Here is a 26,527-nt window from a genome sequence, read left to right as displayed (position 1 = left end):
ACAGTTCTTTCTATGCCGTGGCGCACTAGCGTGCGATATCCGCCTTCACGTAGCGAGCATAGCGCACACAGATATCATCAAAGTTCTCGAAGCTTAGAAGAACATCGACGTGGACACCAACAAGTTCAACGCATGTCCCGTACGGGGTGTGTATGTGATGCTTGTCGGATTATTGATGTATGTCAGTCCCAAGCTTGAATATATCCCGGGCGCCAGATGCGCCGTGTATGTTCCAGAAATCGCCGTACTGTCGCGATGCGCAAGATGGCCCTTGGCCAAGGCAGCATCCACTGCGAAGTTGCTCCACGCAGTGTTGGTGGCAACAATAGCAATCTGATCGTGCGGCCGGCTGACAAACAGCCCCTTCGCATAAAGACGAAGCTCATAGTACTGGCTGACTCGATTTAAGTCAGGCGGCGCGTACATGACGGACAATCCCGCATAGATGCCACGAGCTGCCGAGCCTTGGGCATCAGACTGCCAGAGCTGCCTATCCGCAGCGATGTAATAGATGCTATTTCCGCTGGCTCTCGGTTGAGTCGGACGCTGCAAGTCCGTGAAGCTGCTATTGTTGAATCCGGCACCAGCCCGCAACCAAGTCTCGGGCAAGCCTGGAGCAGCCTTGTTCTTGTAGCCGGTTTCGTCGAGAAAAAGAACGCCCGCGTTGGTCGTGCTCCAGTTCAAGCCGATCGGATTTTCAGCGATCTGCGCAGATTGACCGTCTGGACTGAGGGAACGCTGTATTGAGGCTTTATTGTAGAAGCGATCATCAAAATTGTACTTCAGATTCAGAGCTGGCGTCGGCGCCGCATTGTTGCTCATGCCTGCTTGGTACAAGATATTCGATGATGCTCCAAACACGTTGACTGCTGCGTTCCCTCCGACCACCGTGCCTACGAACTCATTTATGTTTCTGAGGTAACCGAATTTGAGTTCGAGCTTCCCGTCGAAAGCCGTCTGATAGTAGGCAATCGTATTGATCCCGACCCTATCTGGCCCGCCGGGCTTCCATGTCCAATATTGCTGCTGGGCTCCCAAGATGATCTGACCATCGGGAATCCCAAACCGGCTGAGATCGTACGTCACGATCATGAAGTTTAGGGTATTAAACGTCGGGTTCTGGCCGACATATAACTGATCGCGGATGGTGCTTCTCGCTGCATCCGGCAGTTGATTGACTACGAAGGTATTTACTGTCCCGCCGACATAGCCGATCCCGACCTCTCCCAGCGCAGATCTAACGCCGCCGTAATCCTGATCTATCGTATCGGCCGGCCCGGGAATATTGAGCCACATACCTTTTTCCTGGAGGTGCGCGAACTTTGAAAAGGGCGCGGTCTTCTTCTGAGTTCCATTCTTCGTAAGCAGAGCCGCACCGTCGGATTTTGGCGCAAGCAAATTCGTATTTTGTGCGGGCGCCGCGTTAGTGATGAGACGCCCGGCTCGTTGGAACCGGCCGCTTCGGGATTTGATAGCCGCAAGGTTTTTCTTTTGAATTCTTTCCGGCGCAATCTCACTCGAAGTGTCGTTTTTGGGGCTAGGCTCATTGGCAGCTTCTGCTCCCGCCGCTCCCCCGACGGTACTCGCCGCGAGAGACAGTGCAACAGCAAACCATCGCTGCGCGCTCGCTTCATGAACTTTCGTCTTCCGCGCGTGAGCCGCGAGACAAGGAAACTGACGAGCCCGAAGCCACGAGACCTTTGACGCCTGAGTGCTCGACGATCGCGCAAGACAGTTTGCTATCGGCTTCCATGAAACGAGAGAGATTGCGATAGAAGTAGACCCCATAGCCGCAGATGACGAGACAGCAGATTCATCAGGCCCGTCGCTGCGGCCAGATCCATATTGCATCCCGACTTCCTTGACGTGAGAGGCACCACTTTCGTTGACGCACAATTGCCATGTGCCCGCCAGCTGCATCAATTGCCAAGGTTGGTAGGTGACCGGGCGCAAGGCGCTGCTTAGCGATTCGCGTGCTCATTCCAACGGACAGCGCGATCGATTGGATACTCGCTTCTCCAGGGCATTAGCGCCGAGAGGTGGATGTAAAAATCATTTCAGGACGTTGGCTCGTTTAAAGACACCGAGACGCGCAAAGCACGCTCTTGGCGTCGTCGCCACGAAGTCGTCGGATCGTCTGCTGGGGGAGGTTGGCTTTCCCGCTCATAGTGTGCTTCGCAAAGACATGGGATAGACCACCGCGGAAGCGCTTGCAGAGCGGCAGGCCAGTTTTGCTGACGCGCAATAAATTTGCGCGGATTGACGACACACCTTCAATCTACTGAATAGCTATGGATTGGGTCGCCCAAGACGAACGAAACGTGCCGACTCTGGTTCAGAAGGCGTGGGGCTCGGCAAATGTCGGGGTCAATACGCGTGAGAAAACCGATCGAGAGACGCGCAGGAAACCTAAAGGAGGGCATTCTTTCGAAAGAAGAGCGCCTGTGCTGACGCGACAAAACCCACGTTCCGCCTCTTGCGGTTCACTCACTTGCAGGTTTACTCAGCTCCAACAAACTCGATGCAGCCTCTCCGGGAATCCATGCCGCTGGCACGATGGCTTTCAATGACATCGTTCAATGCGATGGCGAACCGAGCTGAAGAATGCTGCATACAGGGATGGATGACAAAGGCAGAGTTTGCATCGCCGGACCGCGGTCAATCCTTTGGACCGGCTAGGCGACCTCCGCGGCCGGCTCTTTTGCTGTCTTGATGCGCGTTACGCTGCTCTGACCATCGATGCTGACGGGTACCTCGCCCGCGACGGTGGCGCGACGAACGACCCGATGCTGATCGCCGTAATCGTTCACCGCGTAGTGTTGTGTGGCGCGATTGTCCCACATCGCGACATCACCTTCCTTCCAACTCCAGCGCACGGTGTTTTCGAGCGCAGTGATGTGAGACTGAAACAGATCAAACAGCTTCTGGCCGTCGTATTTCGGGATGCCGACAAAACGTTGCACCAGGGCGCCGAGTAGCAGCGTGCGTTCGCCGGTCTCGGGGTGGACGCGCACGACTGGATGTTCAGTCTGATAGATCGTTTTGGTGAAGACTTCGTCCAAGTGCTTCTTGTCGAGCTCGCTGGCGCGAGGCATTATCGCGTAGTCGAAGGCGTTGCTGTGAACGGCCCAGAGCTTGTCCGCAAGCCGTTGCAGCGGCGGTGCCAGGTCGAGGTAGGCTGTGACGGTGTTTGACCAGACCGTATCGCCACCGAACGGTGGCATCACAACGCCACGCAGCACCGCGATTTTAGGGTAGCCATCGACGAAGGTCCCATCGGTGTGCCACAGGTCGGCCCGGCTGCCGGCGCGGACCGAATCAAGCTCGATAATCGACGCCGTCCCCTTAATGGCACCGAGCGTCGGATGACATGCCGGACTTCCGAAACGAAGAGCAAAGCGCTCCTGCTCGGCGTCGTCGAGATGACCCTGGTCGCGAAAGAAGATCACCTTGTTCTCGAGCAGCAGCTCGTTGATTGCGGCGATCGTCTGGTCCGGCAAATCGCCCGACAGCTTGATGTTTCGGATTTCCGCTCCGATGCGCGCTGCGCGTTTGACGATGTCGGCGCGAGGAATGACATTGTCCGACAAGCCCGTTGCACTCATAGCGGAACTCTCCAAATTCGCGGCTTGTTCGCTAGACCAGCTGTTCAGCTGCGATAGGAGCTGTCGAGCGCCAAATTGCTGGACCGCATAGCGGGATCCGCCAAACTCCACTGGCGACGGTGACGAGCCACCCTCGTGCGCTCTTTACGGGGTCTGCGACAGGTGAGGAGGCCTACGTGAAGGTCTTTCATCCATGATTGACCGATCTGCCGGTTCGATCAATTGCTAAGATTGGTAGTTGACCGGGGCACAAAGGTTTAGACTTCGCTGGATGATCGATGCAGAAATTGCCGCCCAGTGCCGAACGAACAAGAAACTCATGGTGTTGGATAAGGACATGAGAACGCTCGAGATCGGACAGGGCGGCCAAGCCGATCGACAACAATGGCCGTCGGGGCGCCGGTCAAAATTTGGTTTTGCACCCCATCGTCAGGCTGTTCGTTTGGAGTGACCTCCATTGTTGAGGCCGTATTCGCGGCAGCATGCCGCAGAAAAGGTGGCCCTCCTTCGAGGTTGACGTACCGCCTCGGTTGCAGATAAATCGAAGGCGTCGAGGTTCTCCAGGTCTCGCTTCGATCTGGAGCTAAGAGGGAAGCCGGTGCGCTCACGATCCGTTCAGGATTGAAGCAATGCCGGCGCTGCCCCCGCAACTGTAAGCGGCGAGTCCGCATCCACACGTGTCACTGAAGCAGATGCTTCGGGAAGGCCGGATGCAGGCGATGACCCGCGAGCCAGGAGACCTGCCCCGACAACACAAACGTCCACGGGCGGGGTGTCCGGTGGTACGCCAAGCAGCAGGCGCTTTCGCGGCCCCTCCTGCCCGCGTCCGCCATGGCCTTTGCCCCCACCATAATGGGGTTAATGCTATGTCTCTTCTCTCACTTCCTGTCGCAACTCTCGGTATGCCACGTATCGGGCCACGCCGCGAACTCAAGTTGGCACTCGAAGGCTATTGGGCCGGCAAGATCAGCAGCCGGCAGCTTCTTGAAGCTGCGGCCGGTCTTCGTGTCGCCAATTGGGCGCGTCAGCACTCGCTCGGCGTCACCGTCATCCCGTCAAATGACTTTTCACTCTATGATCAGGTTCTCGATACCAGCGTCATGGTGGGCGCCATTCCCGAGGCGTATGGCTGGGAGGTAGGTCCGGTCCCGCTGAAGACCTATTTCGCCATGGCGCGCGGCTCTCAAGGCGGGGAGCATGAAGCAAGTAGCAGTCACCCCAATGACGCCGGCGGGTCCGCCGCGCAGGAGATGACCAAGTGGTTCGATACCAACTACCATTACATGGTGCCCGAATTCCATAAAGGTCAGATCTTCAGGCTCTCCTGCCGAAAGCCGATCGAGGAATATGAGGAGGCGAAAGCCCTTGGCTACCAAACGCGTCCCGTTCTGGTAGGACCGGTCACCTTCCTGAAGCTCGGCAAGAGCGCTGATCCGGCGTTTGATCCGATCTCGCTGCTCGACAGTCTCCTGCCCGTCTATGTCGAGGTTCTCAAGGAGCTGGCGAAACGCGGAGCCGAGTGGGTCCAGCTTGACGAGCCGTGCCTGGTGCTTGATCTCGACGAGACAACGCGGAATGCGCTTCAGCGTGCTTATGGGTGTCTCGCCAATGAGGTACCTGCCATCAAGATCATGCTGGCCACCTATTTCGGAGCGATCGGCGACAACCTGGCGACCGCTCTGAAGCTACCTGTGGCTGGACTGCACGTCGATCTTATCCGAGCTCCCCAACAATTGAGCCAGATTGAATGCGGCGCCCGCGCGGACCTCGTGGTTTCGCTCGGCGTCATCGATGGCCGCAACGTGTGGCGTTCTGACCTATCGGCACTGGCCGAGCGGTTCAAACCCGTCATTGCAAAGTTCGGCAGGGATCGCGTGCAGCTCGCACCCTCCTGCTCGCTCCTGCATGTCCCAATCGATCTTGAGCTCGAGACCGATCTCGATCCGGACGTGAAGAGCTGGCTTGCCTTCTCGGTGCAGAAGATCGGCGAGCTCACGGTCATCGCGAAGGCGCTCGCAGGCGAGGCGAGTGTCGCAGCCGCGCTGACCGCATCCGATCTAGCGGCGACGGCGCGCGAGACCTCCCCGAAAATCCACGACGCGATCGTTGCACGGAGAATGGCGGCGATCGACGACGCCATGCGCCGCCGTACCAGCGCTTTTGCCAACCGCGCAGAGGTCCAGCGCAAGCGCTTTGGTCTGCCGGCCTTTCCGACGACGACGATCGGCTCGTTCCCGCAGACCGCCGACGTTCGCAACGCTCGCGCTGCTCATGCCAAGGGAAAACTGACGGACGCGCAATACGAGCAATTCCTCAAGGCGGAGACGGCCCGTACGGTGCAGTGGCAGGAAGACATCGGCCTCGACGTGCTCGTGCATGGCGAATTCGAGCGCAACGACATGGTGCAGTATTTCGGCGAGCAGCTCTCCGGCTTCGTGTTCACCCAACACGGCTGGGTGCAGTCCTACGGCTCGCGCTACGTTCGCCCGCCGGTTCTGTTCGGCGATGTCTCGCGACCGAAGCCCATGACTGTCGAATGGTGGCGCTACGCGCAATCGCTGACCAAGAAACCGATGAAAGCAATGCTCACCGGGCCGGTGACGATCCTGAACTGGTCATTCGTCCGCGATGACCTACCGCGCAGCAAGACCTGCCGCCAGATCGCGCTTGCGATCCGCGACGAGGTCGGCGACCTCGAAAAGGCCGGCGCGACCATGATCCAGATCGACGAGGCCGCGCTACGCGAAGGCTTGCCCCTGCGCCGATCCGACTGGAAGGCCTATCTCGACTGGGCTGTGGAAAGCTTCCACATCTGCTCCTCCGGCGTCGCAGATGCGACGCAGATCCACACCCACATGTGCTATTCGGAGTTCAACGCCATCATCGGTGCAATTGCAGCGATGGACGCAGATGTCATCTCGATCGAGACGTCGCGTTCTAAGATGGAGCTGCTTGATGCGTTCACGGCCTTCAAATACCCGAACGACATCGGCCCCGGCGTCTATGACATCCACTCGCCGCGCGTTCCCGAAGCCACTGAGATCGGAGATCTCATCGCCTTGGCCCGCCAACGCCTGTCGGACTCGCAGCTCTGGATCAATCCTGATTGCGGCCTGAAGACCCGCAAATGGGAGGAGGTCCGCCCGGCGCTCGTCAACATGGTCGCGGCGGCGCGCGAACTTCGCAAGGCGTCTTGATGCAAGCGCGAGCTCGGTAGTTAGAGTTACGTTCATTTGGCGGAGCGCCGATCCGTTTCTGGATCAAATGCACTCGCTTCAATGGAGGAACTCCGACAAATTGCAGTTCCGCCGAGCGAGCCGGTCGCGCCCGTTGCAGCCTCGCTGGGTCGCTTGGCAGCGAGATGCGCGTGGCGCGGCCAATTGCATCTGCCAGGAGTCCGGTGAGGACCGTTTCAGACGACGTGAGAAGCAGCAGCGATTTCCAATCAGTCGTTCAGCAGACGCTACGGCTGCGGCTTCACGATTGGTTGGAGGGGCCTCTCCTCAGGTGGTCCGCTCAGAAAGAAACGTCATCACCATAGGTAACCACCGGCCTAAGGCTGCTGGCGATGCCGGTTGCAACAACCAGGATGAATGCCATTGCGATCATACCGATATCAAAGGATCCCGTCGCATCCCTAAGAACGCCAACCATGTACGGGCCGACGAAGGCGCCAAAGGCACCAATGGAATTGATGAATGCGATGCCTCCAGCAGCAGCAGCGCCGGTAAGGAAACTCTGCGGCATCGTGTAGAGGATCGTCCGCGCGGAGATCGTGCCGATCAGAGCAAGCGTCATGCATGTGAGCGCCGACACGAGCGAGGTGAGCATCACCGAAACGACAAGTCCGGTCGCGCCAAGCATCAATGCGGCGATCAGGTTGTAGATCCTGTACCCCTTACGATCGACAAGGCGCGCCCAGAACAACATGCCTATCGTGACAAAGAGATAGGGCACGGCCGAGAGCCAACCGACCTGCGTGTTGTTCAAGTTGTGGCTCTTTAGCATCAGGGGGAGCCAGACGCCGATCCCATAAGAACCGATCGTGAATGCGAAAGTGATGCCCGTCAACATGAGCACGCGGACGTCCTTCATCGCGGCCCAGAGATCCTTCTTGACCTTCTTGTCCTTCTCCGTTGCGAGCTCGTTCAGCAACGCATCACGCTCGGTGGGCGTCAGCCACGAGGCCCTGTCCGGCGTGTCGGCAAGCAGGACGAGGCATAGAACCCCGAGCAGGCAGGCCGGAAGGCCTTCGATCAAAAACATCCACTGCCAGCCGGCCAGTCTCCACACTCCGTCCATTTCTAATAGCAAAGCCGAGACTGGATTGCCGATCAACGCTGACAGCGGTGTTGCAGCCATGAACCAGGCAAGAACGCCCGTTCGGGTTCGCGCCGGAAACCAAATTGAGATGTACCAAATGACGCCGGGGAAGAAGCCTGCTTCAAACACGCCCAGAAGGAAGCGGATCACGTAGAAACTGTAAGGTCCAACGGCGAACGCCGTCGCCGCGGCTGCAAGGCCCCAGGTCATCATAATGCGGGCGAGCCAGCGGCGCGCGCCGAAACGATACATCATCATGTTGCTGGGGACTTCCAGCACGCAGTAACCAAAGAAGAGGATCCCCGCCCCCCAGCCGAATTGTGAGGCGCTCAAGCCGATGGCTTCGTTCATCTGCAGCGCAGCGATGCCGACGCTGGTCCGGTCAAGGTTGTTGAAGAGATAGGCAAGACCCAAAAGTGGCACCAACCGCCGCGTGTTTTTGGCAACAGCGCTCGCGACCAGGTTAGAGCTCGCCTCATGGTTGCTATGACATTGGGCAGCAACGGATACTACCACTCGTTCTGCTCCTACAAATGACGCCGACGTCACGCCTTTTTCGAGGACCGAAGCTGCGCGGCGATACCAGGCTGAAACTCGAGGATCTTTGCCACAGGTGGCCGATCGCTCATTTTCAAAGATCAACAACACTTTGCACGATTGGCGCTCATGCTCAGGACCTGTCGAGAGCCGGTCATCGGATCAACGAGTCATCTTCCGATTGGGAACTGTCGATACCGGACTATTTGCGTGGCGCAAGCCCGAGCATCGTGCGCGCTTCCACTGCGGTGGCTGGCTCGTACCCGAGTTCTCGGATAATTCTTACCGTTCTTTCGACGAGCCGCACGTTAGTGGCAAGTATACCCGGCTCGAGGTACAGATTGTCTTCGAGTCCGACGCGAACGTGGCCGCCGGCGAGCACCGCATGAGTTGTTGCCGGCAACTGAGCTCGACCGACTCCGCTAACGCAAAACATCGCTCCTTTTGGAAGATTCCCGATGAGCATGTCGAGAATCTGCGGAGTGTACGGCAATCCCCCCTGGATTCCGCGATCGGCGCCAAGAACGAAGTTGATCCAATAGGGCGGCTTGTCGAACCCTTTATTGATAAGGCGTATCGGATCTTGGAGAAGATGAGAAAGTGAGAAACATTCCCATTCAGGCTTGATGCCCGTCTTTTGGAATCGTTTTGCCATGATGTTGCAGCGGGTGGGCGAGGTGTTAACGACAATCTCACGGCCACCAAAGCTGGCCAGAACGGTATGAGCGCCAAATGTCGCCATGTCAGCGCCGGCTTCGAGGCCTTTTAGACGCTGTTCGAATATAACCTCATCGAGCCCGGACCCTATGGATCGCACCATATCTCCATCGATGCCCCCGCCCGTGCTGTTATTGATGATGATGCCGCACTTTGTCAGGATCCGGGAGTTGATGTCCTGGTAGATCTCCGAACTACAGGTCGCGCCATCGTCCTGCCTGCGCGCATGCAATGCCACAATAGAAGCGCCCGCATCGTAGCACCTATACACATCCTCGGCGATCTCGCTGGGCTGGGTCGGAAGGTGCGGGTTTTGAGATTTTTTCACCACGCCGCCCGTTGGCGCAATCGTGACAATAACCTTGCGCTCAAAGTTCATACTTCGTCTCCTGACATCGACTGCTGAAGTCACTTATGGGCGGATCTGACCACTTCGCTCAAGAACGCTTTGACGCTGGACGTCCAGGCAAGTGACCTCTGCGGCAAGTCGAAGCCTCCAACACCCGGCGTTCATTCCGGTCGTTTGAGCCGTTCGGGCTCGTTGTTCCGGACGAGAACGGTGCCGTCGGCACCTTATGCGAGTGAGGTCGCGAACTTTGCGGGTCGAGAGCGGCGCTTCGGACGCGAAGCCCAACCGCTTGAGCGTCGGACGCCGCGAACTGCCTCAGCGTGCCTTCTGCCTTCAGTGCTATGGCGTTTGCGACGATCTGTGCTCTTGTGGCAAACAGCGCCGTCCAGCTCGTGCCAACAGGTTGGTGCCGACGACGGCGCTTTGTCGAAACCGGCTTGTTTCCGGTCATTTCAATTCCTCGATGGTTATATTTCGGCATACCCGATGCCGGTGAAATTTCCCTGAGACCAAAGGAGATTGCGTTTGTTCTTTCCATCGAGATCGGCGGAATAGATCGAACCGGCGAGGTCTGTGATGAACATCTGGTTGCCGGCAACGTCGAGCGCGATGCCGATACCCTCCATCAGGTGCGTGATCAGGATCTCAGGCTCCGTCCCTATGTCGACACGCGCGCGATTGACTGTGTTGCCACGCGGAGGATCACCGCGGTCGGTCCAATAGAGCACGCGGTTCGCCAGATCGAATTCAAGGTGAATCGGTTCCGGCAAGCCATTGAACAGCACCTCGATGTCGGAGCGGTTTGCCGGGTGTTCACCCCTGGGGATGTCAATGTCGGCGCGGAAGATTCGGCCCCGGCCGGCATTGTCAGGACCTTTTTGCGACCAGTAGATTTTGCGGCGCTCGGTGTCGATCGTGACACCGATGCACCACCTGGTCGGGTCGCGCCGGTCCATGTCACCGCGGCCTGCCTCGATCAGCGTCTCTATCTCAGAGCCGTCGAGATTGCACCGCATCACCTGCATCCCTTCGCGGTCACACCAGTAGAGCTTGCCGCCTCTCTGATCGATCTGGATCTGCTTCGGTGTGAACGTGACGCCGGGCGGAACGATGACTTTGCGAGCGCTTCCATCGATATTTACGCGCTCGATCGAACCATCGTTGACGGCGACACCGGACCCCATGTTGGTCCAATAGATGTGACTATTGCCGACATCGATGGCGATTCCGTCAGGAAGCTGACAATCGGCGACAATAACCTTTCTGCCGGAACCATCCGGATTCATCGCTTGAATACGGTTGGTGCTCACTTCGAGAAAGAATAGTCGTCGACGGACTGAGAAGTCCCGGTCGGGCGAGAGTTCCGTGTCGGTCGCATTAGCGTCGGTCATGCCATTCTCCCTCCCATGTGCTTGAGGCGAGATAGCGTCCGAAGCCGCATAGCGATGTGAATCCAGCCGTCACTGATGAGTGAGGTCACGCTTTCGATTTACCAGTCGTTTGACACATTGAAAGCATCTCGCATCGGAATGCTCTACGGCGGATAATTCCGACGGTGAAGCTTCACGGTGGCGGTAGGACGTGGAGCAAGAGCTGGGCCAATTGCCAGACCATTAGATCGCCGAAGGACATAGCTGGGATCTATCGCCGGTAATCGCGCAGGCGTGCCTGCGGTCAGGAGGAGATGTCGTCGCCTGCTTCAAATCCTGCGAACACGAAATTGGCGCGAAAAGCTCTTTAGGGCAGTACGCATCGGATGCATTGGTTCAACTCCTGCAGTGCGATAAGCGGCGCGGAAGGCTCAGAGCAAGAGATTCAGGAGTAACCTTGTTACGGGTTGGGATCGCCCCTATCCGATCAGGTGTCGATACTGCATAGAAATCGCATTCAGTCTCCGGTCGAGGTAACGTCGACGACTATCCGCCCCAGGCATGCGTGCCTTGTGCCTTTTCATAAGACTTCGGAAACGAAATGGGCGGCCGATCTATCATGTTCACGACACGTCGTTTGCTTTTGCTAGTTTCCCTCGGAGACCATCGACGTCCCGATGATGCCTTCCAACGCCAATTGCGCGATCTCCGTCTCGGAAAGCCCGAGAAGTTCCGATAGGATCTCGCTGTTGTGCTCTCCGAGCGTTGGTGCCGCTGTGCGGATCGCAAAGGGCAATGAGCCGTCGCGGATCGGTATTGAGGGCTGTGGGTGCATGCCAATGAAGGCACGTTCGATATCCTGTAGAAATGCGCGCGACCTGAGATGTGGGTCTTTGAGCAGGTCAGTTGGCTGTCGGGCCACCCCGGCCGCAATTCGTTCCGCCTGCAACTCTGACATGGCCTGATCCGCATCGCGGGTAATCGTCCAGGCTTCGATGGCGCTCTCTATTTCGTCTTCAATGCCGCGGCGAGCTTCCGCAGATCTCAGCGAGGCGTCTATCGCCCAGTCTGACCGTCCAATGAGGATGGCGAGCCTTTGCCACATGTTCTCGTCGCTTGCGGCTATCATGACCCAGCTGTCCTCACCCACGCAGCGGAAGCAGCCATGCGGCACGAACTGGGGATGTCGAGTACCGTACCTTGGCGGAGGCATACCGCCGATCGAGTGAACAGTGATCCACGGCGCCACAAACGGCATCATGCATTCGATCTGGGCAAGGTCGATGAACTGTCCCAGCCCGGTTTTGCGGGCGTGAAACAGCGCGACCAGAACCGCAGCACAACCGTTCAACCCGCCAACGGCATCCCCAAAGGCGACGTGGCTCATCACGGGTGGCCCAGCCGCGTTTCCGACTACGTTCGGCAACCCAGAACCCTGCTCCAGGGTGGAGCCGTAGGCACGGCAATCGCGATAGAGGCTTTTAGCGCCAAACGCTGACATGGACAACACGACAAGTCGAGGATTGAGCGTTCGGAGCACATCGTAGCCGAGCCCGAGTTTCGGCAGCACATCAACAGAATAATTGTCTACGACAACATCGGCCCCCACCAAAAGACGCTTGGCAAGAGCAAGGCCTTGGGGCTGCGTGAGGTCAAGCGTGATGCCGCGTTTGTTGCGGTTCATGATGCAGAAGGCTTGCGCCCTTTCGTACATCTGAGCGTCGACGTAAGCGGGCCGCCGGTCAACACCGCGCCACCAATCCGGGTACTGGGTGGACTCGATCTTGATGACGTCCGCACCAAGATCAGCCAGGGTGCGCGTGCACAACGGGCCTGCCCAGCCCATCGTGAAGTCAATGACGCGAATTCCACGCAAGGGCTGCCGGCCGGCACCGATGCTCCTAAGCGTCCGCGACGCAGCCAAGGATTGCCGCTCTCGGCTGCCCGCGAAACTTTGCTGCTCGCCGGGCGCCGGAACCTTGCCTCCTCGGCGCGGCGGCGTCAATGTCAGCCGCTGCATCGACCCAGCGGTCCTGCCCTCTTCTTGGCCAAGGACGACAGGCACGATTGCGCCGCGCGCCCTTTTCTCGGTATCGAGGAGCAGATCGGACGTGTCGGGCACCGGCACCATCGGGATCCTACGCTTCAGTCCCTCCGCAAACCACTCCTGTGCTGTCCGCGCCTTGAGCCTCGGCACGAACTGTCGTTCGATCCTCTCGATGTGCTTCAGACGCTCTTCGCCAAGGACCAGCGCCGGATTATCGCGCAAACCGGACAGGCCGAGCATATCGCAGAATGCGCGCCACTGCGCCGGCGTGAATGTCGTCACGCCGAGCCAGCCTTTCTTGGTTTCGTAAATGCCGCCCGGGAAAACCGGCCAGAAGCGGTTAATACCAATCCGATGCACGACCTCGCCGCGCGCAAACGCCTCGAACATGAGATATTCGCTGACAACCAGACTCGATTCGAAGATACTGACCGACCACGACGGCCCTGCTTCGCCCTCAATTTGCGCAACCGCCGAAGAAGCTGCGGCGATAAACCCCCACAGGCCACCGAGGATACCAGTCTGGAAATCGGGCGCGTGCAATGGTGGGCCCTCCACCGGTCCAACCAGCTTGATGAGGCCGGCAAGCGCGCGGATCGTCGTATCGGTCGCAGCAAATCCTGCATAAGGACCCTCGCGGCCGAACCAGCTCGCTTGGAGGTAGATCAATCTGGATCGTCGTTTGCGGATCGCAGCGACGTCAATGGACGGGCAATCCGCCGGATCAACGTCCCTGCCGTCAATTAGAATGTCGCAATTCTCGATCATTGCAGTCAGCCGCGCGATCGCATTCGGGGCAGCGGGATCGATGATCGTGCTTGACTTATTAAAGTTCAGGAACGCGAACCAAGCGCTTTGGCCCATTGGAGTGAGCGGCGCGAAATAGCGAAGCGGATCGCCCGCCGGCGGCTCGATCTTCTGAACATCTGCGCCGAAGTCGGCGAACAATCGCGCGCAATAGCTAGTTGCGGCCGCGCTGCCAATCTCGACGACCCGCAGATTAGATGATACTCCCGTCACGGCGCCGTTTTCCCAATCAAAACAAGCCATCAAGGGGAACTCTTGAATCTCGCGACTGCTCGCGACGGATTCGGCTTTAGTATGGAGCTAGTGCATGGCAAAGCCCTGATAGCCGCTTGCGGCGACTTCGTCGCATTTTCGTCGATAGCTGCCAACGCCGCCCGTGTAGGAGAGGACCCGGCGCGGTTTCCCTTCGACATTCGATCCCAAGTACCAGGAATTGGTCTTGGCGATTAACATCTCGTTGGCAGTCTCATCATGATGCGCCACCCATTGATCTTCCACCTCTTTGGTCGGCTCGATCACGTTCAAGTTCTTGCCACCGAGGTAGCTGATGCATCCGGTTATCCACTCGACCTGCTGCTGCAGGCAGGTGGTCATGTTGCAAAGCGCAGCCGATGGAGCAAGCGGCACCGCGGTCGTGAAGAGATTGGGATAGCCGTGCACCTGCAAGCCCATAGTGGTCCGGATGTCTCTGCCCCACTCCTCCTTCAATGATCGTCCATCGCGACCGCGGATGTCGATGCGGGTCAAAGCGCCCGTTCCTGCGTCGAATCCGGTCGCCAGGATGATGACGTCGAGCGGGTGAATCGTGCCGTCGGCCGTCTGGATGCCTTCGGCCGCGATGCGCTCGATTGCGTTGGTCTTGACGCTAACAATTTCCACATTGGGTCGATGGAATGCCTCGAGGAAACTCTGCTCCAAAGGTACCCGATGGGTACCGAATCCGTATTCGGCTGGGATCAGCAGGTCGCACAGCTTGGGATCCCTTAGCCGCTCGCGCATTTTTGCGCGCACGAATTCGGAGATCTCCCCGTTCACTGCTTCATCGAAGAAAAGCTCAATGAAGGACGAGATCCACAACTTTACAGAACCGTCGTTCCAGCAGTCTTCGATCACCTTGCGGCGCTGTTGCGGGGACAGATCGGCCCAGGCGTGCTCAACATCGTATTCGAAGCCCGTGAACGTATGCGGCAGCCGCTCGGCAAGCGCTTTGAACTTCGACTTGTAGGCTTCGACGTCTGCGGCGGCGTATTTGGGATTGTTCATAGGAATGATGTATTGCGGCGTGCGGACGAACACCTTGAGATGGCCAACTTCTTGCGCAATCGTCTGGATCACTTGGATGCCCGTCGCTCCGATACCGACCACGCCCACACGCTTGCCAGCAAGATCGACCTGTCGCGGCCATCGCGCCGTATGAAACACCTGGCCTTTGAACGTCTCCTGCCCTGGGAAGGACACATGGGGCGCCGAGAGCATGCCGCAACAGGTGACGAGAAACTGGGTGTCTATCACATCACCCTTGTCGGTCGCGACCACCCATCGTTCGGCCGCCTCATTGAAATGAGCGCTCTGGACGGTCGTGCCGAACTGAATGTCTTTGCGCAGATCAAGTTCGTCCGCTACGTAATTCAGCCAGCGCTCGATTTCCGGCTGGCTCGGAAACTTTTCGCTCCAGCTCCATCCTTTGTAAAGACTTTCGGAGAAAAGGTACTGATAGACGTGGCCTTCGGAATCGACGCGCGCACCGGGATATCGGTTCCAATACCACGTGCCGCCGACACCCGAGGCCGCATCGATCGCCCTGACGTGCAGCCCGAGCTCTCGGAGGCGGTAGAGTTGATAAAGCCCGGCGACGCCGGCGCCGATGACCACGGCGTCGAATTTCCCTGTCGCATGCACGCCATTTCCACCATTGGCCCCGATCGTGGTCCGGTTCATTTCTCCTCCTGCGCGCTTTTGAGATCTAGCGAGGAGAACAGCAAGTATCGTACCAGCACCCACAGGTCGCGATGGTCAACCGTAAAGACAACGACTAGACGTCCGCGATCGATTGCGGTGCCTCACGCGCTTTGAAGCAGTTGCGACACACGTCCGAGGTGCGACAGCGCCACCAATGCGAGTCGCAGCATTTTCGATGAGTCGAGAAGACCGCGCTCTAAAGCCGGATGCATTTCGCTACAACGCGACAGCGATCCGGCCGCGACCGGAATGCGAGCGATAAGCGCACACAAGCGGTTGCGCGCCAACCAAATTCGGTGCTGGCAACCTCTTGCACTGCCTCGAACGAGCGTCGCGACCGTATAATCGCTAAGCATATCCAAAAGTGCTCCTCAGATATGGATTGCCGAGCCCTACGATTGTTGGTTCGCATGAGCAGCTTGTGATTTTCGGAGCTTGGCCGCCACTCCTACAACATCGTGCGGGATGCAAGAGTTTGCGAAAGGTCAACTACCAATACTAGCAATTGATCTAAATGACGCACGTGTGTCACTGATTGCTGGCCGAATGTCGGGCTAGAGCTTGCCGAGATCAGCAATAACTCATCCACAGATACAAATCTTTCTAAGGACTTGCGGCAAATGCAATCGTCTGCACTGACGTCACGCGCCCATTTCTCTGAAGCCGCCTCTGTCTACCCTCCCGATATCTCACAAATTATCAAGTGGCGCGACAGCTCGTATGCCGCGGATCTCTATATCGCCGCGGTCTCATGGCTTGATCTCTTTACTTACCTGGACGGTCACCCGGCCACCGAGGCGGAACTGCGACTCCATTTCTCTCTTCGGGAGCGGCCAACGCGGACCATGGTTCGACTCCTCGAATCATGGGGCCTCATCTCCAACCAATCCGGCCGGCTGCACGCAACGGCCAGCGCCGTTCAGTATCTGAGTGGCAATTCCGCGGACAACATCACCTCGTATATTGCAACGATGAAGTATAAGCCTTCTGTTCGGGAACTTTATGAGATCCTGCGACAAGACGGCTCGGACACCTGGCACATTGAGCGCGGCGTAACCAAGACCTGGGACGCATTGATGCAGACGGATGAGTTTGCCGATCTGAACACACGAGGCATGGAGGAACGCGGACGGATCTTTGCTCCGCACCTCGCGAAGCTGCTTGACTGCACGAACGATACTTCTTTGCTCGATGTAGGTGGTGGATCAGGCGTCTATTCTGCGCATTTGTTGATGCGCTATTCTTCACTCTCGGCAACGATCTTTGAGCGTCCACCCGTTGATCAACTTGCAAGGAGCTGTCTCACTGACCGCAATTTGTACCCGGGTCGTGCCCATGTCATAGCTGGCGACATGTTCGTCGACCCCCTGCCCCGGGACGCCAGCCTGCACCTCTATTCGCACGTCCTTCACAATTGGGGACCTGACAAGGTCCAACTGCTCCTGAGCAAGTCTTTCGACAGCATTACTTGCGGCGGTCGCATAGCAATTTACAGCTGCCACCCTGACGACCGCGGAGGCCACCCGTCTCCGGCTGCCGAAGCAGAATATTCCGTGCTGCTTACGACGGGGTACGAGGGCTGCTGTTACTCCTTCGAGGACATGCGGGTCATGCTCGAGAGCACCGGCTTCCAGGAGATCGACTACCACAAATCCATCTGCAATCGCAGCCTCATCGTTGCGAAAAAGATCGCCTGACGCTTATGACTCTACCGCTTTGGGGAGCGACTTACTCCGCCGCTCCTCTCGTGAATCGCGTGAGCACGACATGTCTATTCCAACCCGCGTTCTGTTGTCGAAGATCCGCGCGGCTGGGTACAGCATTTTTTCTGGGGTACCGTGTTCCATCTTTGGCGATCTATTTGAGCAAGTGGCTGACTCTCCTGGATTCCTGGCCGTGCCTGCGGCCAATGAAGGCAGCGCAATTGCGCTAGCTGCTGGCGCGGTTCTCTCAGGACAGCGAGGCGTCGTTGCGCTTCAAAACTCTGGGCTCGGCAATATCATCAACCCGCTTACATCTCTGTTGATGGTCAACAAAATTCCGCTCTTGCTCCTCTTGTCCGTTCGCGGCCACCCCGACGAATCTGTCGACGAGCCACAACACGCGATCATGGGTGCCAAGACAAAAACTCTCTTGAACGAGCTCTCCATTGAATGGTGTGACTTCGATGGGACCGAGTCCGGCTTGGATCACGCGCTCGCGCGCGGCAACGATGAATTTCATCGCTCTGCCCCGTTTGCATTGCTCTTCCGGCAAGGCCAGCTATCCGACTGCAGCGCGGCTGAACCACGAGCTGATGCAATCCATTACGGGCTCAGTGTCGGGCAAGCCATAGAGTTGATTTGCCAGCAGCTCCAAAACGACACTCTCATTGTCTCTACAACCGGGTTCATCTCGCGTGAGCTGTTCCGTGTCCAAGATCGTCCTCTGAATTTCTACATGCAGGGCTCCCTTGGGCATTGTAGCGCGGTCGCAGCAGGGCTCGCGCTGGCCTCGCCTGCCCGACCCGTCCTGGCATTGGATGGAGACGGCGGCGTGCTCATGCACATGGGGATTCTATCGACTATTGGCTATGCCAGCCCCCAGAATCTCATGCATGTGGTGCTGGACAACGAAGGGTATGTTTCGACAGGCGGTCAGCTCTCGACGTCACGAACGACGTCTCTCGAAGTCGTCGCGTCCGCCTGCGGGTATCAAACGGCTACCCGCTGTGAGCGAGCCGAGAATATCGCGACAATCATGCGGCAATGCTCTCAGCGTAGGGGGCCTCACTTCGTGGTCTGCAAAGTCAACCGCCTCCATCCCTCTCAGCTTCCCCGCGTCACGAGTCGATATTCTCCCCTGCAGAACAAAACTATCTTTCAGCGCTGTGTCAGCATTCGCCGTAACGAGCCCGCGACCGCCGGCATAAAGGGACTGGCGTCACAGTTCTATGGTCGGACGTATGCCTGATTTTCATCGCTCTGTTTGGAGGGGGAACCTGGTTGTTATGGGCTAACAAGCTACTTCGAAGCAACGCGAGACCTGTCTCGGATTTTAAATAGGCGCAAACAATCGAGTTATGGCATGCACGATAACGATCAAGACTATCATCCAATGCTCATCGCGGGCGCGCCTGCCCACTCGGACGCGACCATCGAAGTCCGCAATCCATTCACAGGAATGCTTCTTGGCAGCGTCCCGCAGGCCAGACCGGAGCATGCACGCCAAGCATTTGAGATAGCTGCGCGGACTCATCCTCGGCTCACGCGCCGCGAACGAACGGATATCCTCCTGGGGACGGCAAGCGCTGTTAGGAGAGATCAAGACCGGTTTGCTCGGCTTATCACGGCAGAAACCGGCCTCTGCCTGAAGGACTCTTTGCATGAAACCGGGCGTGCTTGCGATGTCTGGTCATTTGCTGCCCACACCTTGATCCAGAGCGAGGGCGAGATTTATCCATCTGACATTGGCGTAACCCCCCATGATCGGCGCATTTTTTCCATGCGCACACCGCTCGCCGGTGCGATCTCCGCTATCACGCCTTTTAACCATCCTCTCAATCTCGTCAGCCATAAACTCGCTCCCGCCATTGCGACGAACAACCGCGTGGTCCTGAAGCCGTCTGAGCGGGCGCCGTTGACTGCTCTGGCGCTTGGCAGGATTCTGTACGAGCAAGGCCTTCCGGAGGGTATGCTTTCGATCGTGACAGGGGCCCCCCACGGCTTGGCAGATGCGATGTTCACCGATCCCGATGCGGAGCTGGTGACATTTACCGGCTCCGTTCGCGTTGGGCATCACATTGCGGAACGGGCCGGTTACCGGAAGCTCATCTTGGAGCTCGGTGGAAACGATCCGATCATTGTGCTTGAAGATGCCGATGTTGATCGGGCGGCGCATCTGGCTGTTCAAGGAGCGATCAAGAATTCGGGGCAACGATGTACAGCTGTCAAGCGGGCGCTCGTGGTTGACTCGATTGCCGACGAATTTGCCGAGCGGGCGCTCCATCACATGCGGAAGCTCTCGACCGGCGATCCGAGCGATCCATCGGTTGACCTCGGCACCGTCATCAATCAAGAGGCGGCCGAACTGATTGCTCGGCGCGTTACCGATGCCGTCGATGCTGGTGCTACTCTATTGCTCGGCAACGTACCTGACGGCGCATCTTATCCGCCCACCCTGTTGGACCATGTCTCACCAAGGTCCGAACTGGTTATTGAAGAAACATTCGGACCTGTGCTGCCGATCATCCGTTGTCCGAACGATGTTGATCAGATCATATCGATCGCCAACGCGACCAAGTTCGGACTTTCTGCCGGAGTCTGCTCCAACCGGCTCGATCATGTGACGAAGCTCATCGACGGTCTCGCCGTTGGCTGCGTCAACGTATGGGAAGTTCCCGGATATCGCACCGAATTGACCCCGTTCGGGGGGATCAAGCAGTCCGGACTCGGGCACAAGGAGGGTGTGCTGGAAGCAATGCGTAGCTTCACGCAGTTGAAGACCTACTCGCTTCCATGGCCAGTCTAGGCCAACTGCTTTTTGGCTGGCGCCGAAGGCGGAGGAATCGTCCTATTGCATCCTTATCATAACAATGGACGCTCTATTGCGGATAGGGACGAGCTGAACGTCGGAGTCGATCGCACGGAAGCGCGCGGACGGATTTCAACGCATTCGCCCGATACGCACGGGTATACTCCCCGCGGCGACGCCGCTAACAGCAGCAGAACCTTCAAGAGCACACCTAGAGCGCCTCATTCAGCGCCTTGCTCCGGACATAGCGGCGGCCCCGCCCGCTCGTCGAGTTCTTTGGTACAAGTTGATAAGTCGGCGCGCCATATGACGAGCGTCACCCACCGAAATGTCTTCTCCGAACACTTTCTTGTAGCGACGACGAATCTCTTCGATCCGCTCCAGCTTAAACTCCATCCTGGCATTTTCCGGCTTGGAGGCCCCTGCTTACAAGGAGCCACATTATCCCCAGAACGCATGTCGAGCTGCGCACTCATGGGTCTACCGAAGGAGGTGTAAATGAACGGAGCGCCGAGTGCGGTGGCGACGCTGACGTGGATAGTCCTGGTCACATCTCCTCATTGTCTTTTGCAATTCGACGCACCCACGCTCATCTGCTCTTCATCAGAGCGGGTTAGGTTCGGGCCAAAAATAAGCACTAAGCGCCTCCCCTGAATGTTCGATCTCCGGCACGAATAAAAGGCCCCGCGCCATGAGCGCGGGGCAAGTGGGATCCTTTACCAAGGATCTGCATCGTGCTCAAAACCGAGTACATCTCGACCATAGAGCAAGTCGATTCTATCATAGATCGCTCTTTTTATACACTCAACGTCTATGAGACAAGCTAGGCCGCGCCGGCGACGCCGCCAACGTCATCCTCTCAGCCGTCGGCCACAACTTGCGCCGCATCCTCGCGTGGCTCAGGGATTTATTGTGGCTGTTCCTGGGATTGCTATGGCGAAAGCTCGCTTGCCAGGCCCAGCTCAATCCGGCTTGTTAACGGATGACTGATGTAATGCGCTCTAAATTCTTGCACCAACGAATCGAGCGCCGGCTCATTTTTCTTTTCGATGTAGTTTTCCATCCACACGCAACATCGGTCGCGAATATCCCGCCCCTTGAACGCTCCTTCGAATGCGCGTGAGCAAAGTGCGCGGCCAGATCGCCAAAGGTGCCGAACTTCCGAGCCGGCAACAAGCACGCTTTCAGGGCCACCGACGGGCGACGGTATAGTTCAGGCTCTGGCCGACCTCACACAATCAAGGGCTACGGTTCAAACGCCGTTTTCGACCACGAATTGCGCGGGCTTGCCGTGACTGCCTTCAACAAAGCCCCTCCCCACCAACAGCTCGCGGGTATCGCGCGCCAGGGCGGCGCTGCCACAGATCATGACGCGGTCATGCTGCGGCTCAAGTTCCGGCAGCTCGATTTCCGTGAATAGCCTGCCTGACGCGATCAGCTCGGTGATCCGGCCGCAGTTGCAGAAACGATCGCGGGTCACGGTCGGATAATAGATCAGCTGGTAGCGCACGAAGTCGCCGAGCAGCTCGTCGCTCGGCAGTTTTTCCGTGATCATCTCGCCATAGGCAAGCTCGGCGACGCGGCGGCAGCCATGCAGCAGCACGACGTTTTCGAACCGTAGATAGGTTTCGGGATTCTTGATCACGCTGAGGAGCGGGGCAAGGCCGGTGCCGGTGCCGACCAGATAGAGATTGCGCCCATCCTCGAGATTGTCGATGACCAGCGCTCCGGTCGCCTTGCGGCTCACGATGATCTTGTCACCCTCCTTCAAATGCTGCAGACGCGAGGTTAAGGGATCGTTCGGCTCTCTGGTCGAGAAGAACTCCAGCCGGTCGTCGTAATGGGCGCTGGCGAGGCCGTAGGCGCGCAGCAGCGGCTTTTCGTCGACCTTGAGCGCGATCATGGTGAATTCGCCGCTGCGGAAGCGGAACGATGGATTGCGCGTGGTGGTGAAGCTAAAGAGATTGTCGGTCCAGTGATGGACGCTCAGCACGCTTTCCTGGCTGAAATTGCTCATCTCACCGCTCCCGCGAGGTTAGAGTGTGATCCGGGCACCTGTTTTCCGAAAAGATCATAGTCAAGGCGAAACGCAACGAGCGCGTCGCTTTAAGTGAACGCAAAGGCGAGCAGGCTCGAGCAGAGCACCATCAGACTGATCGCGGTCAGTGTCAGGAAGCTGTCGGACACAAGGTCACGATTGCGCATGAGCTCCGTAGGAGCGAGGGAGCGCTCGTACTTAGGTCTCGGGAATGGGACATCGGTTAGGGGAATGCGGAGATCGTCCTGCCCACACATCACCTCTATTGGCCTTGGCAACATTAGACCTGCCCTTGCGGTCGTATCGTGCGTTTCTTGCGGTGAACCCGCAGCATTCCTTCGTTCTATCGGATATGGAGCGGGGAAGCGGCGAGATGTCGCGCAGCCACGATTGGCACAAGCTGCGTCATCCTACCGATCTAATCGAGAGAGAAGGTCGTCGGCGCAGGCCGCCGTAACTTGCGATGCGTTCGCGATCTTTTCGTAGAGCACGGTCGATCTCATACCGCCCTACCGTCTAATTCAGGGTAGCGCACAAGCTGCCATCATGGCCGGTTAGCTGAATTCGGCGATCGATTAAAGATAGGTCAGTACGCAACGCGCAGAACTGCGCCCTCGCGTTTGCGGTGACAGAGGATACGGGGGTCGGCCCAGCTCTCGGCCCCCTTAGCCACCGTTAGAGAATGAGCTCGGCCGCCCCATGCTGCGCCGGACGTGGCGAACTTCGAGAATTTATCTTTTCTCAAATGTTTGCCGCGACCTTCCAGCACTGGCGGCAACGTTAGAGCCAGCCCCGCGGGGGTCCCAGATGAGGACATATCTGAGCTCGAATCTCTCGAAGCTATTCGCGGGGGATCTGGCGGCTTTTGGCGGCCCAGCGACCGATGAAGCGGTCGCAGGGCACATTCGCGCGGAGCAGATTTCCCTCGTGCTTGGTTATTCCCTGGGCATAATGCTGGCGAACGCCTGCAATGCGACGGTGCTTGCGATTGCTCTCTGGCACTCGCCCAACAGAAACTATGCCCTAATCTGGGCAGCTGCCGTCGTTTGCGGCGCGTTATCGATAGGCCTGAAGGCGCGTTTATCACGACGAATTAGGAAGCCGCAGTTCGTCTCCCGACAGGCCATGCATCGGCTGGTGCGAAATGCATTCGTTCTTGGGACCGCCTGGGCGATCGTTCCGGTGGCTTTCTTCGCCGACGCCTCCAATGGTGGCCAACTCGTGATCACATGTCTTTGCTCCGGGATGCTCGCGGGCGGAGCATTCGCTTTCGCTACGATTCCCGTGGCGGCGGTTGCATTCACGGCTCCGATTTTCGCGGGGACGGCAATTTGCCTCGGCAGAAACGGCGATTTCGTTTATCTGCTCGTCGCTATCCTCGTTGTGGCCTATGGCCGGCGTTTTCGCCCATTCTTTCGAATTCACGAAACGCACCATTGCTCAATTGGAGGCCGAAAAGAGGGTCCGGCGGGATCCCCTGACCCAGTTGCCGAACCGTTTCGCCTTCAACGAAAGCCTCGAAGCTGCCCTCAACCGGCTCGCTCGCTCGGGCGAGGAGTTCGCGGTGTTTCTCCTCGATCTCGATCGCTTTAAGGAAGTGAACGACAAATTCGGCCACCCCGCAGGAGATGGGTTTCTCATTCAGGCCGCGGCAAGACTGCAGCGATGCGCGCGTGAGACCGATACTGTCGCGCGGATCGGCGGAGACGAATTTGCGCTGATCATGACCAATCTGGCCAAAGTAGGAGATGCGTTGGAAATCGCCGAGCAGTTCGTCGGCGCTTTCGGCGAGCCATTCCTGATCGAACGATGCGAGATCGCGGGCGCGACGAGCGTCGGAATCGTGTTGGCCCCTCGCGACGGCAATACACCTCATGAGCTCCTGAAAAATGCCGACCCTGCGCTCTATCGCGCAAAAAAGCGGGGCCCGGGACGGTTCGCTTCTTTGAAGTCAGCGACGACAAATCCGCGCGCGATCGGAGAGCGCTGCAACGGGATCTGGAGGAGGCGATCGGGCGAGACGAGCTTTTTCTCGTCTACCAACCATTCTTTGATATTCGCAAGAACCGAGTAACCGGCTTTGAGGCCTTGCTGCGCTGGAAACACCCTGTCCGGGGAGTCCTTTCGCCGGCTGAGTTCATTCCAATTGCCGAGGAAACCGGATTGATCCACCCGATCGGTGAGTGGGTGGTCCAACGCGCCTGCTCTACGCTGTCGAACTGGCCCTCTGATTTCAGGATCGCCGTGAATTTCTCTGCAGCTCAATTTCATAACACCAGCATACTGCAAACAATCGTGCAGGCCCTGGCGCAGGCCAGAGCCCCTGGCCGTCTTGAAATCGAAATAACGCGTCGCTGACCTATTTGCTAAAATTGCCATATACCCGCATCAAAATCGATCAGTCCTTTATACGCAACATGCTGACACGGCCGGATAGCGCGGCTGTCGTAGAATCAATGATCACGCTGGCGCAGGATCTACACCTTGGCGTGGTCGCGGAAGGCGTCGAGACAATCGAGCAGCTCGGGTATTTGCGCCAAACCAGCTGTGATGAAGTCCAAGGATATCTCATCGGTCAGCCGACCGCATCTTCGCCCTGCTCGATCAAAATAAGCAATGGTCGACGCCTGCCGCTTGAGACGCCTTGGACAAACCGACCGACCATCGTGTCGCGCGACGCTGCGTACGGCGCTGGCATTGTTAGCGGAATGAATCCCGAGATGGGCATGTGACCAACTTGCGATATCACCCTGCGACATCGAAGGCCGAAGCGACATCCATGAAACCAACGACACCTGGCTGAGATCTCCGGCGAGCGCGGTCGGACTCCTCGCGCGTCGATACTCACCATCCAAGAGCGTATTCCAACAGGCCCCGCGGAAAATGAGCGCAGCCCTCTCAACGAGGATCTAACATTAGGAGCGCGATGCGTGCGACAGTCAAAAAGGCCGCCCGTCACCTCAGAAGGCAAACATAGGGTCTAGGAGGCCGGGATCCTATTATTGCAGTCGATCGCGCAGCCCTGGGAAGAGCATGACGTTTGGGTCAAGCCTCGGTGAATATGTAGATCTACGGCACACATTCAAATTCAAGGCCGGTATTTGCCATATCCTGCGCAGAACTTCCTTGTCATCACCGGGAGCACCGCAAAGGGCACGTCAAGTACAGCACCGCGCTTGCTTGAGCCACATGCGCGACATCTGGAGCAACCACCTCGAACGATGTTCCTTAAGTCCGCACAAGGCGGCTGCGATACGATTTCTAATCTGTCTCGGCTTGGCGAATACTTGGTTGATTCTCAATAGAGATCTGAACGGTTTCAAAGAACGATTCCACGCATCGTAGGCGTCTTTTATCCGATGTCGTGACTATATACGTTTTGAAATCACTGCAGAATTCATCGACAGGCTTGTACACGAGCTCCTCTGCCGGAAAAACGCTGTCTTGAAGAAGAATACCTACCCCGATTCCGTGCAGAACGGCTTCCTTTAGAACGGGATAAGTCGCCATCTTAATAACATTCGGCATATTTATACTGTTCTCAAGACAGGCCTTTTCCACTTCTCGTAGTGTCAGAGAACCATCCTCGGTTAGAATGATCCTTTCTTGTGCAAGTTCGGCCAGACCGAGTGTCGGTCTGCAGGCGAGCCGATGCTCGCGCCGCACGAGCGCCATAAGCCGAGTTTTGCTTAGCTCCACGTGGAATAGGCTGGCAAGGTCATCAGGTTCGGTGATGATAGCAATATCGACATCACGCGCTTCAAGTCGCTGCTTAGCAAGCTCCCAGGGCACTAGTGAAAACGTGATTCTCACTGCCGGAAAACGTCGGTTGAATTCGGAAATAATCGGCATCGCTGGACACGGCGCGTTCGCGATCACCGTTAGATGGCCGGCCGACAGGTCATTGTAGGCATTGATCTTCTCCGCGACCAATTGCTCCAGAACCCGAACGCGATCAGTTAGAGCAAACAGTTCCTGAGCCGGCTTTGTGGGCACGAGCCCGGTGCGATGCCGAATGAAGAGTGTCGTCCCCATATGTTGCTCGAGCTTGGCAAGGTGCTGGGTGACGGCCGACTGGGTGACACCGAGGACGGTTGCAGCTTCAGAAACGCTTCTCCGCCTGAAGACCTCTGTAAAGGCAGCAGTCTGGTGAGAACTGATTTTCATGCTGTCGAAGCCTGCTCATCCTATTGCGGTGAATTCGCATTCCCAGGCGGGGTCAAGGGCTTTTGCGCACCGTCTGTTGTCTCTGGAAGAACCAAA

Annotated in this window: 16 protein-coding genes, 2 pseudogenes and 1 riboswitch; of the genes and pseudogenes, 8 read left to right on the top strand and 10 right to left on the bottom strand. The window is 57.6% G+C overall.

The annotated features are described in order from the left end of the window. Positions 1-93: 93 nt before the first annotated feature. Positions 94-1,920, bottom strand: coding sequence for a carbohydrate porin (locus YUU_RS56800; RefSeq protein WP_245288132.1), 1,827 nt, complete (start codon positions 1,918-1,920; stop codon positions 94-96). A 755-nt stretch (positions 1,921-2,675) separates the two neighbouring features. Continuing rightward, entirely contained in the window at positions 2,676-3,605 is a 930-nt protein-coding gene (locus tag YUU_RS0130220) for a TauD/TfdA family dioxygenase (RefSeq protein WP_027525721.1), read from the bottom strand. Positions 3,606-3,876: 271 nt separating this feature from the next. Between YUU_RS0130220 and YUU_RS59010 the strand changes: the two genes are divergently transcribed. Together YUU_RS59010 and metE are read left to right on the top strand one after the other, a co-directional pair. Next, a complete protein-coding gene (locus YUU_RS59010) occupies positions 3,877-4,056 on the top strand; it encodes a hypothetical protein (protein ID WP_156944584.1) in 180 nt (59 codons plus the stop codon). 85 nt (positions 4,057-4,141) lie between these two features. After that, positions 4,142-4,368, top strand: a riboswitch (cobalamin riboswitch). Between the two features lie 103 nt (positions 4,369-4,471). Next, positions 4,472-6,802, top strand: a complete 2,331-nt coding sequence (gene metE / locus YUU_RS0130215) for a 5-methyltetrahydropteroyltriglutamate--homocysteine S-methyltransferase (RefSeq protein ID WP_027525720.1) — start codon at positions 4,472-4,474, stop codon at positions 6,800-6,802. Between the two features lie 319 nt (positions 6,803-7,121). Here metE and YUU_RS52200 read toward each other — a convergent pair whose 3' ends face one another. From YUU_RS52200 to YUU_RS0130190, 5 genes are all read right to left on the bottom strand, one after another. Then, positions 7,122-8,444, bottom strand: a complete 1,323-nt coding sequence (locus YUU_RS52200; RefSeq protein WP_051389954.1) for an MFS transporter — start codon at positions 8,442-8,444, stop codon at positions 7,122-7,124. Positions 8,445-8,667: 223 nt separating this feature from the next. Further along, the gene (locus YUU_RS0130205; protein ID WP_027525719.1) at positions 8,668-9,561 is read right to left on the bottom strand and encodes a 3-keto-5-aminohexanoate cleavage protein; all 894 of its coding nucleotides are present in this window, start codon (positions 9,559-9,561) and stop codon (positions 8,668-8,670) included. A gap of 437 nt (positions 9,562-9,998) precedes the next feature. Continuing rightward, on the bottom strand, positions 9,999-10,922 hold the full coding sequence (locus tag YUU_RS0130200; protein WP_027525718.1) for a hypothetical protein: 924 nt from the start codon (positions 10,920-10,922) through the stop codon (positions 9,999-10,001). Positions 10,923-11,547: 625 nt separating this feature from the next. Then, positions 11,548-13,998 carry a CoA transferase gene (locus YUU_RS0130195; protein ID WP_035663681.1) on the bottom strand — a complete coding sequence of 817 codons (2,451 nt, stop codon included), beginning with the start codon at positions 13,996-13,998 and terminating at the stop codon, positions 11,548-11,550. Between the two features lie 57 nt (positions 13,999-14,055). Next, on the bottom strand, positions 14,056-15,693 hold the full coding sequence (locus YUU_RS0130190; RefSeq protein ID WP_027525716.1) for an NAD(P)/FAD-dependent oxidoreductase: 1,638 nt from the start codon (positions 15,691-15,693) through the stop codon (positions 14,056-14,058). 641 nt (positions 15,694-16,334) lie between these two features. On the opposite strand from YUU_RS0130190, the gene YUU_RS0130185 reads away from it, so the two are divergent. From YUU_RS0130185 to YUU_RS59005, 4 genes and pseudogenes are all read left to right on the top strand, one after another. Beyond that, the gene (locus YUU_RS0130185) at positions 16,335-17,411 is read left to right on the top strand and encodes a methyltransferase (protein WP_027525715.1); all 1,077 of its coding nucleotides are present in this window, start codon (positions 16,335-16,337) and stop codon (positions 17,409-17,411) included. A 70-nt stretch (positions 17,412-17,481) separates the two neighbouring features. Next, entirely contained in the window at positions 17,482-18,666 is a 1,185-nt protein-coding gene (gene aepY / locus YUU_RS52195) for a phosphonopyruvate decarboxylase (RefSeq protein ID WP_063621761.1), read from the top strand. 114 nt (positions 18,667-18,780) lie between these two features. Further along, the gene (phnY, locus tag YUU_RS0130175) at positions 18,781-20,223 is read left to right on the top strand and encodes a phosphonoacetaldehyde dehydrogenase (RefSeq protein ID WP_027525714.1); all 1,443 of its coding nucleotides are present in this window, start codon (positions 18,781-18,783) and stop codon (positions 20,221-20,223) included. 829 nt (positions 20,224-21,052) lie between these two features. Then, positions 21,053-21,205: pseudogene (locus YUU_RS59005) on the top strand (IS5/IS1182 family transposase); the annotation flags it as partial. On the opposite strand, the gene YUU_RS62425 reads toward YUU_RS59005, so the two are convergent. Next, the gene (locus YUU_RS62425) at positions 21,158-21,289 is read right to left on the bottom strand and encodes a hypothetical protein (RefSeq protein WP_256375314.1); all 132 of its coding nucleotides are present in this window, start codon (positions 21,287-21,289) and stop codon (positions 21,158-21,160) included. The pseudogene YUU_RS59005 and the gene YUU_RS62425 sit on opposite strands and share 48 nt — an antisense overlap. Before the next feature lie 189 nt (positions 21,290-21,478). Further along, entirely contained in the window at positions 21,479-22,243 is a 765-nt protein-coding gene (locus YUU_RS0130170) for a ferredoxin--NADP reductase (protein WP_027525713.1), read from the bottom strand. A 1,411-nt stretch (positions 22,244-23,654) separates the two neighbouring features. Between YUU_RS0130170 and YUU_RS61475 the strand changes: the two genes are divergently transcribed. Both YUU_RS61475 and YUU_RS61470 read left to right on the top strand, forming a co-directional pair. Then, entirely contained in the window at positions 23,655-24,338 is a 684-nt protein-coding gene (locus YUU_RS61475) for a GGDEF domain-containing protein (RefSeq protein WP_027525712.1), read from the top strand. After that, positions 24,251-24,996: pseudogene (locus tag YUU_RS61470) on the top strand (EAL domain-containing protein). Before YUU_RS61475 ends, YUU_RS61470 begins: the two are co-directional and overlap by 88 nt. A 529-nt stretch (positions 24,997-25,525) precedes the next feature. Here YUU_RS61470 and YUU_RS52180 read toward each other — a convergent pair. Next, positions 25,526-26,431, bottom strand: a complete 906-nt coding sequence (locus YUU_RS52180) for a LysR family transcriptional regulator (RefSeq protein ID WP_051389953.1) — start codon at positions 26,429-26,431, stop codon at positions 25,526-25,528. Between the last annotated feature and the right edge of the window lie 96 nt (positions 26,432-26,527).

The sequence above is a fragment of the Bradyrhizobium sp. Ec3.3 genome (assembly GCF_000472925.1).
GTDB lineage: Bacteria > Pseudomonadota > Alphaproteobacteria > Rhizobiales > Xanthobacteraceae > Bradyrhizobium.
Note: the sequence above shows the minus strand (reverse complement) of the source record. Positions and strands in the feature narration are given on the sequence as shown.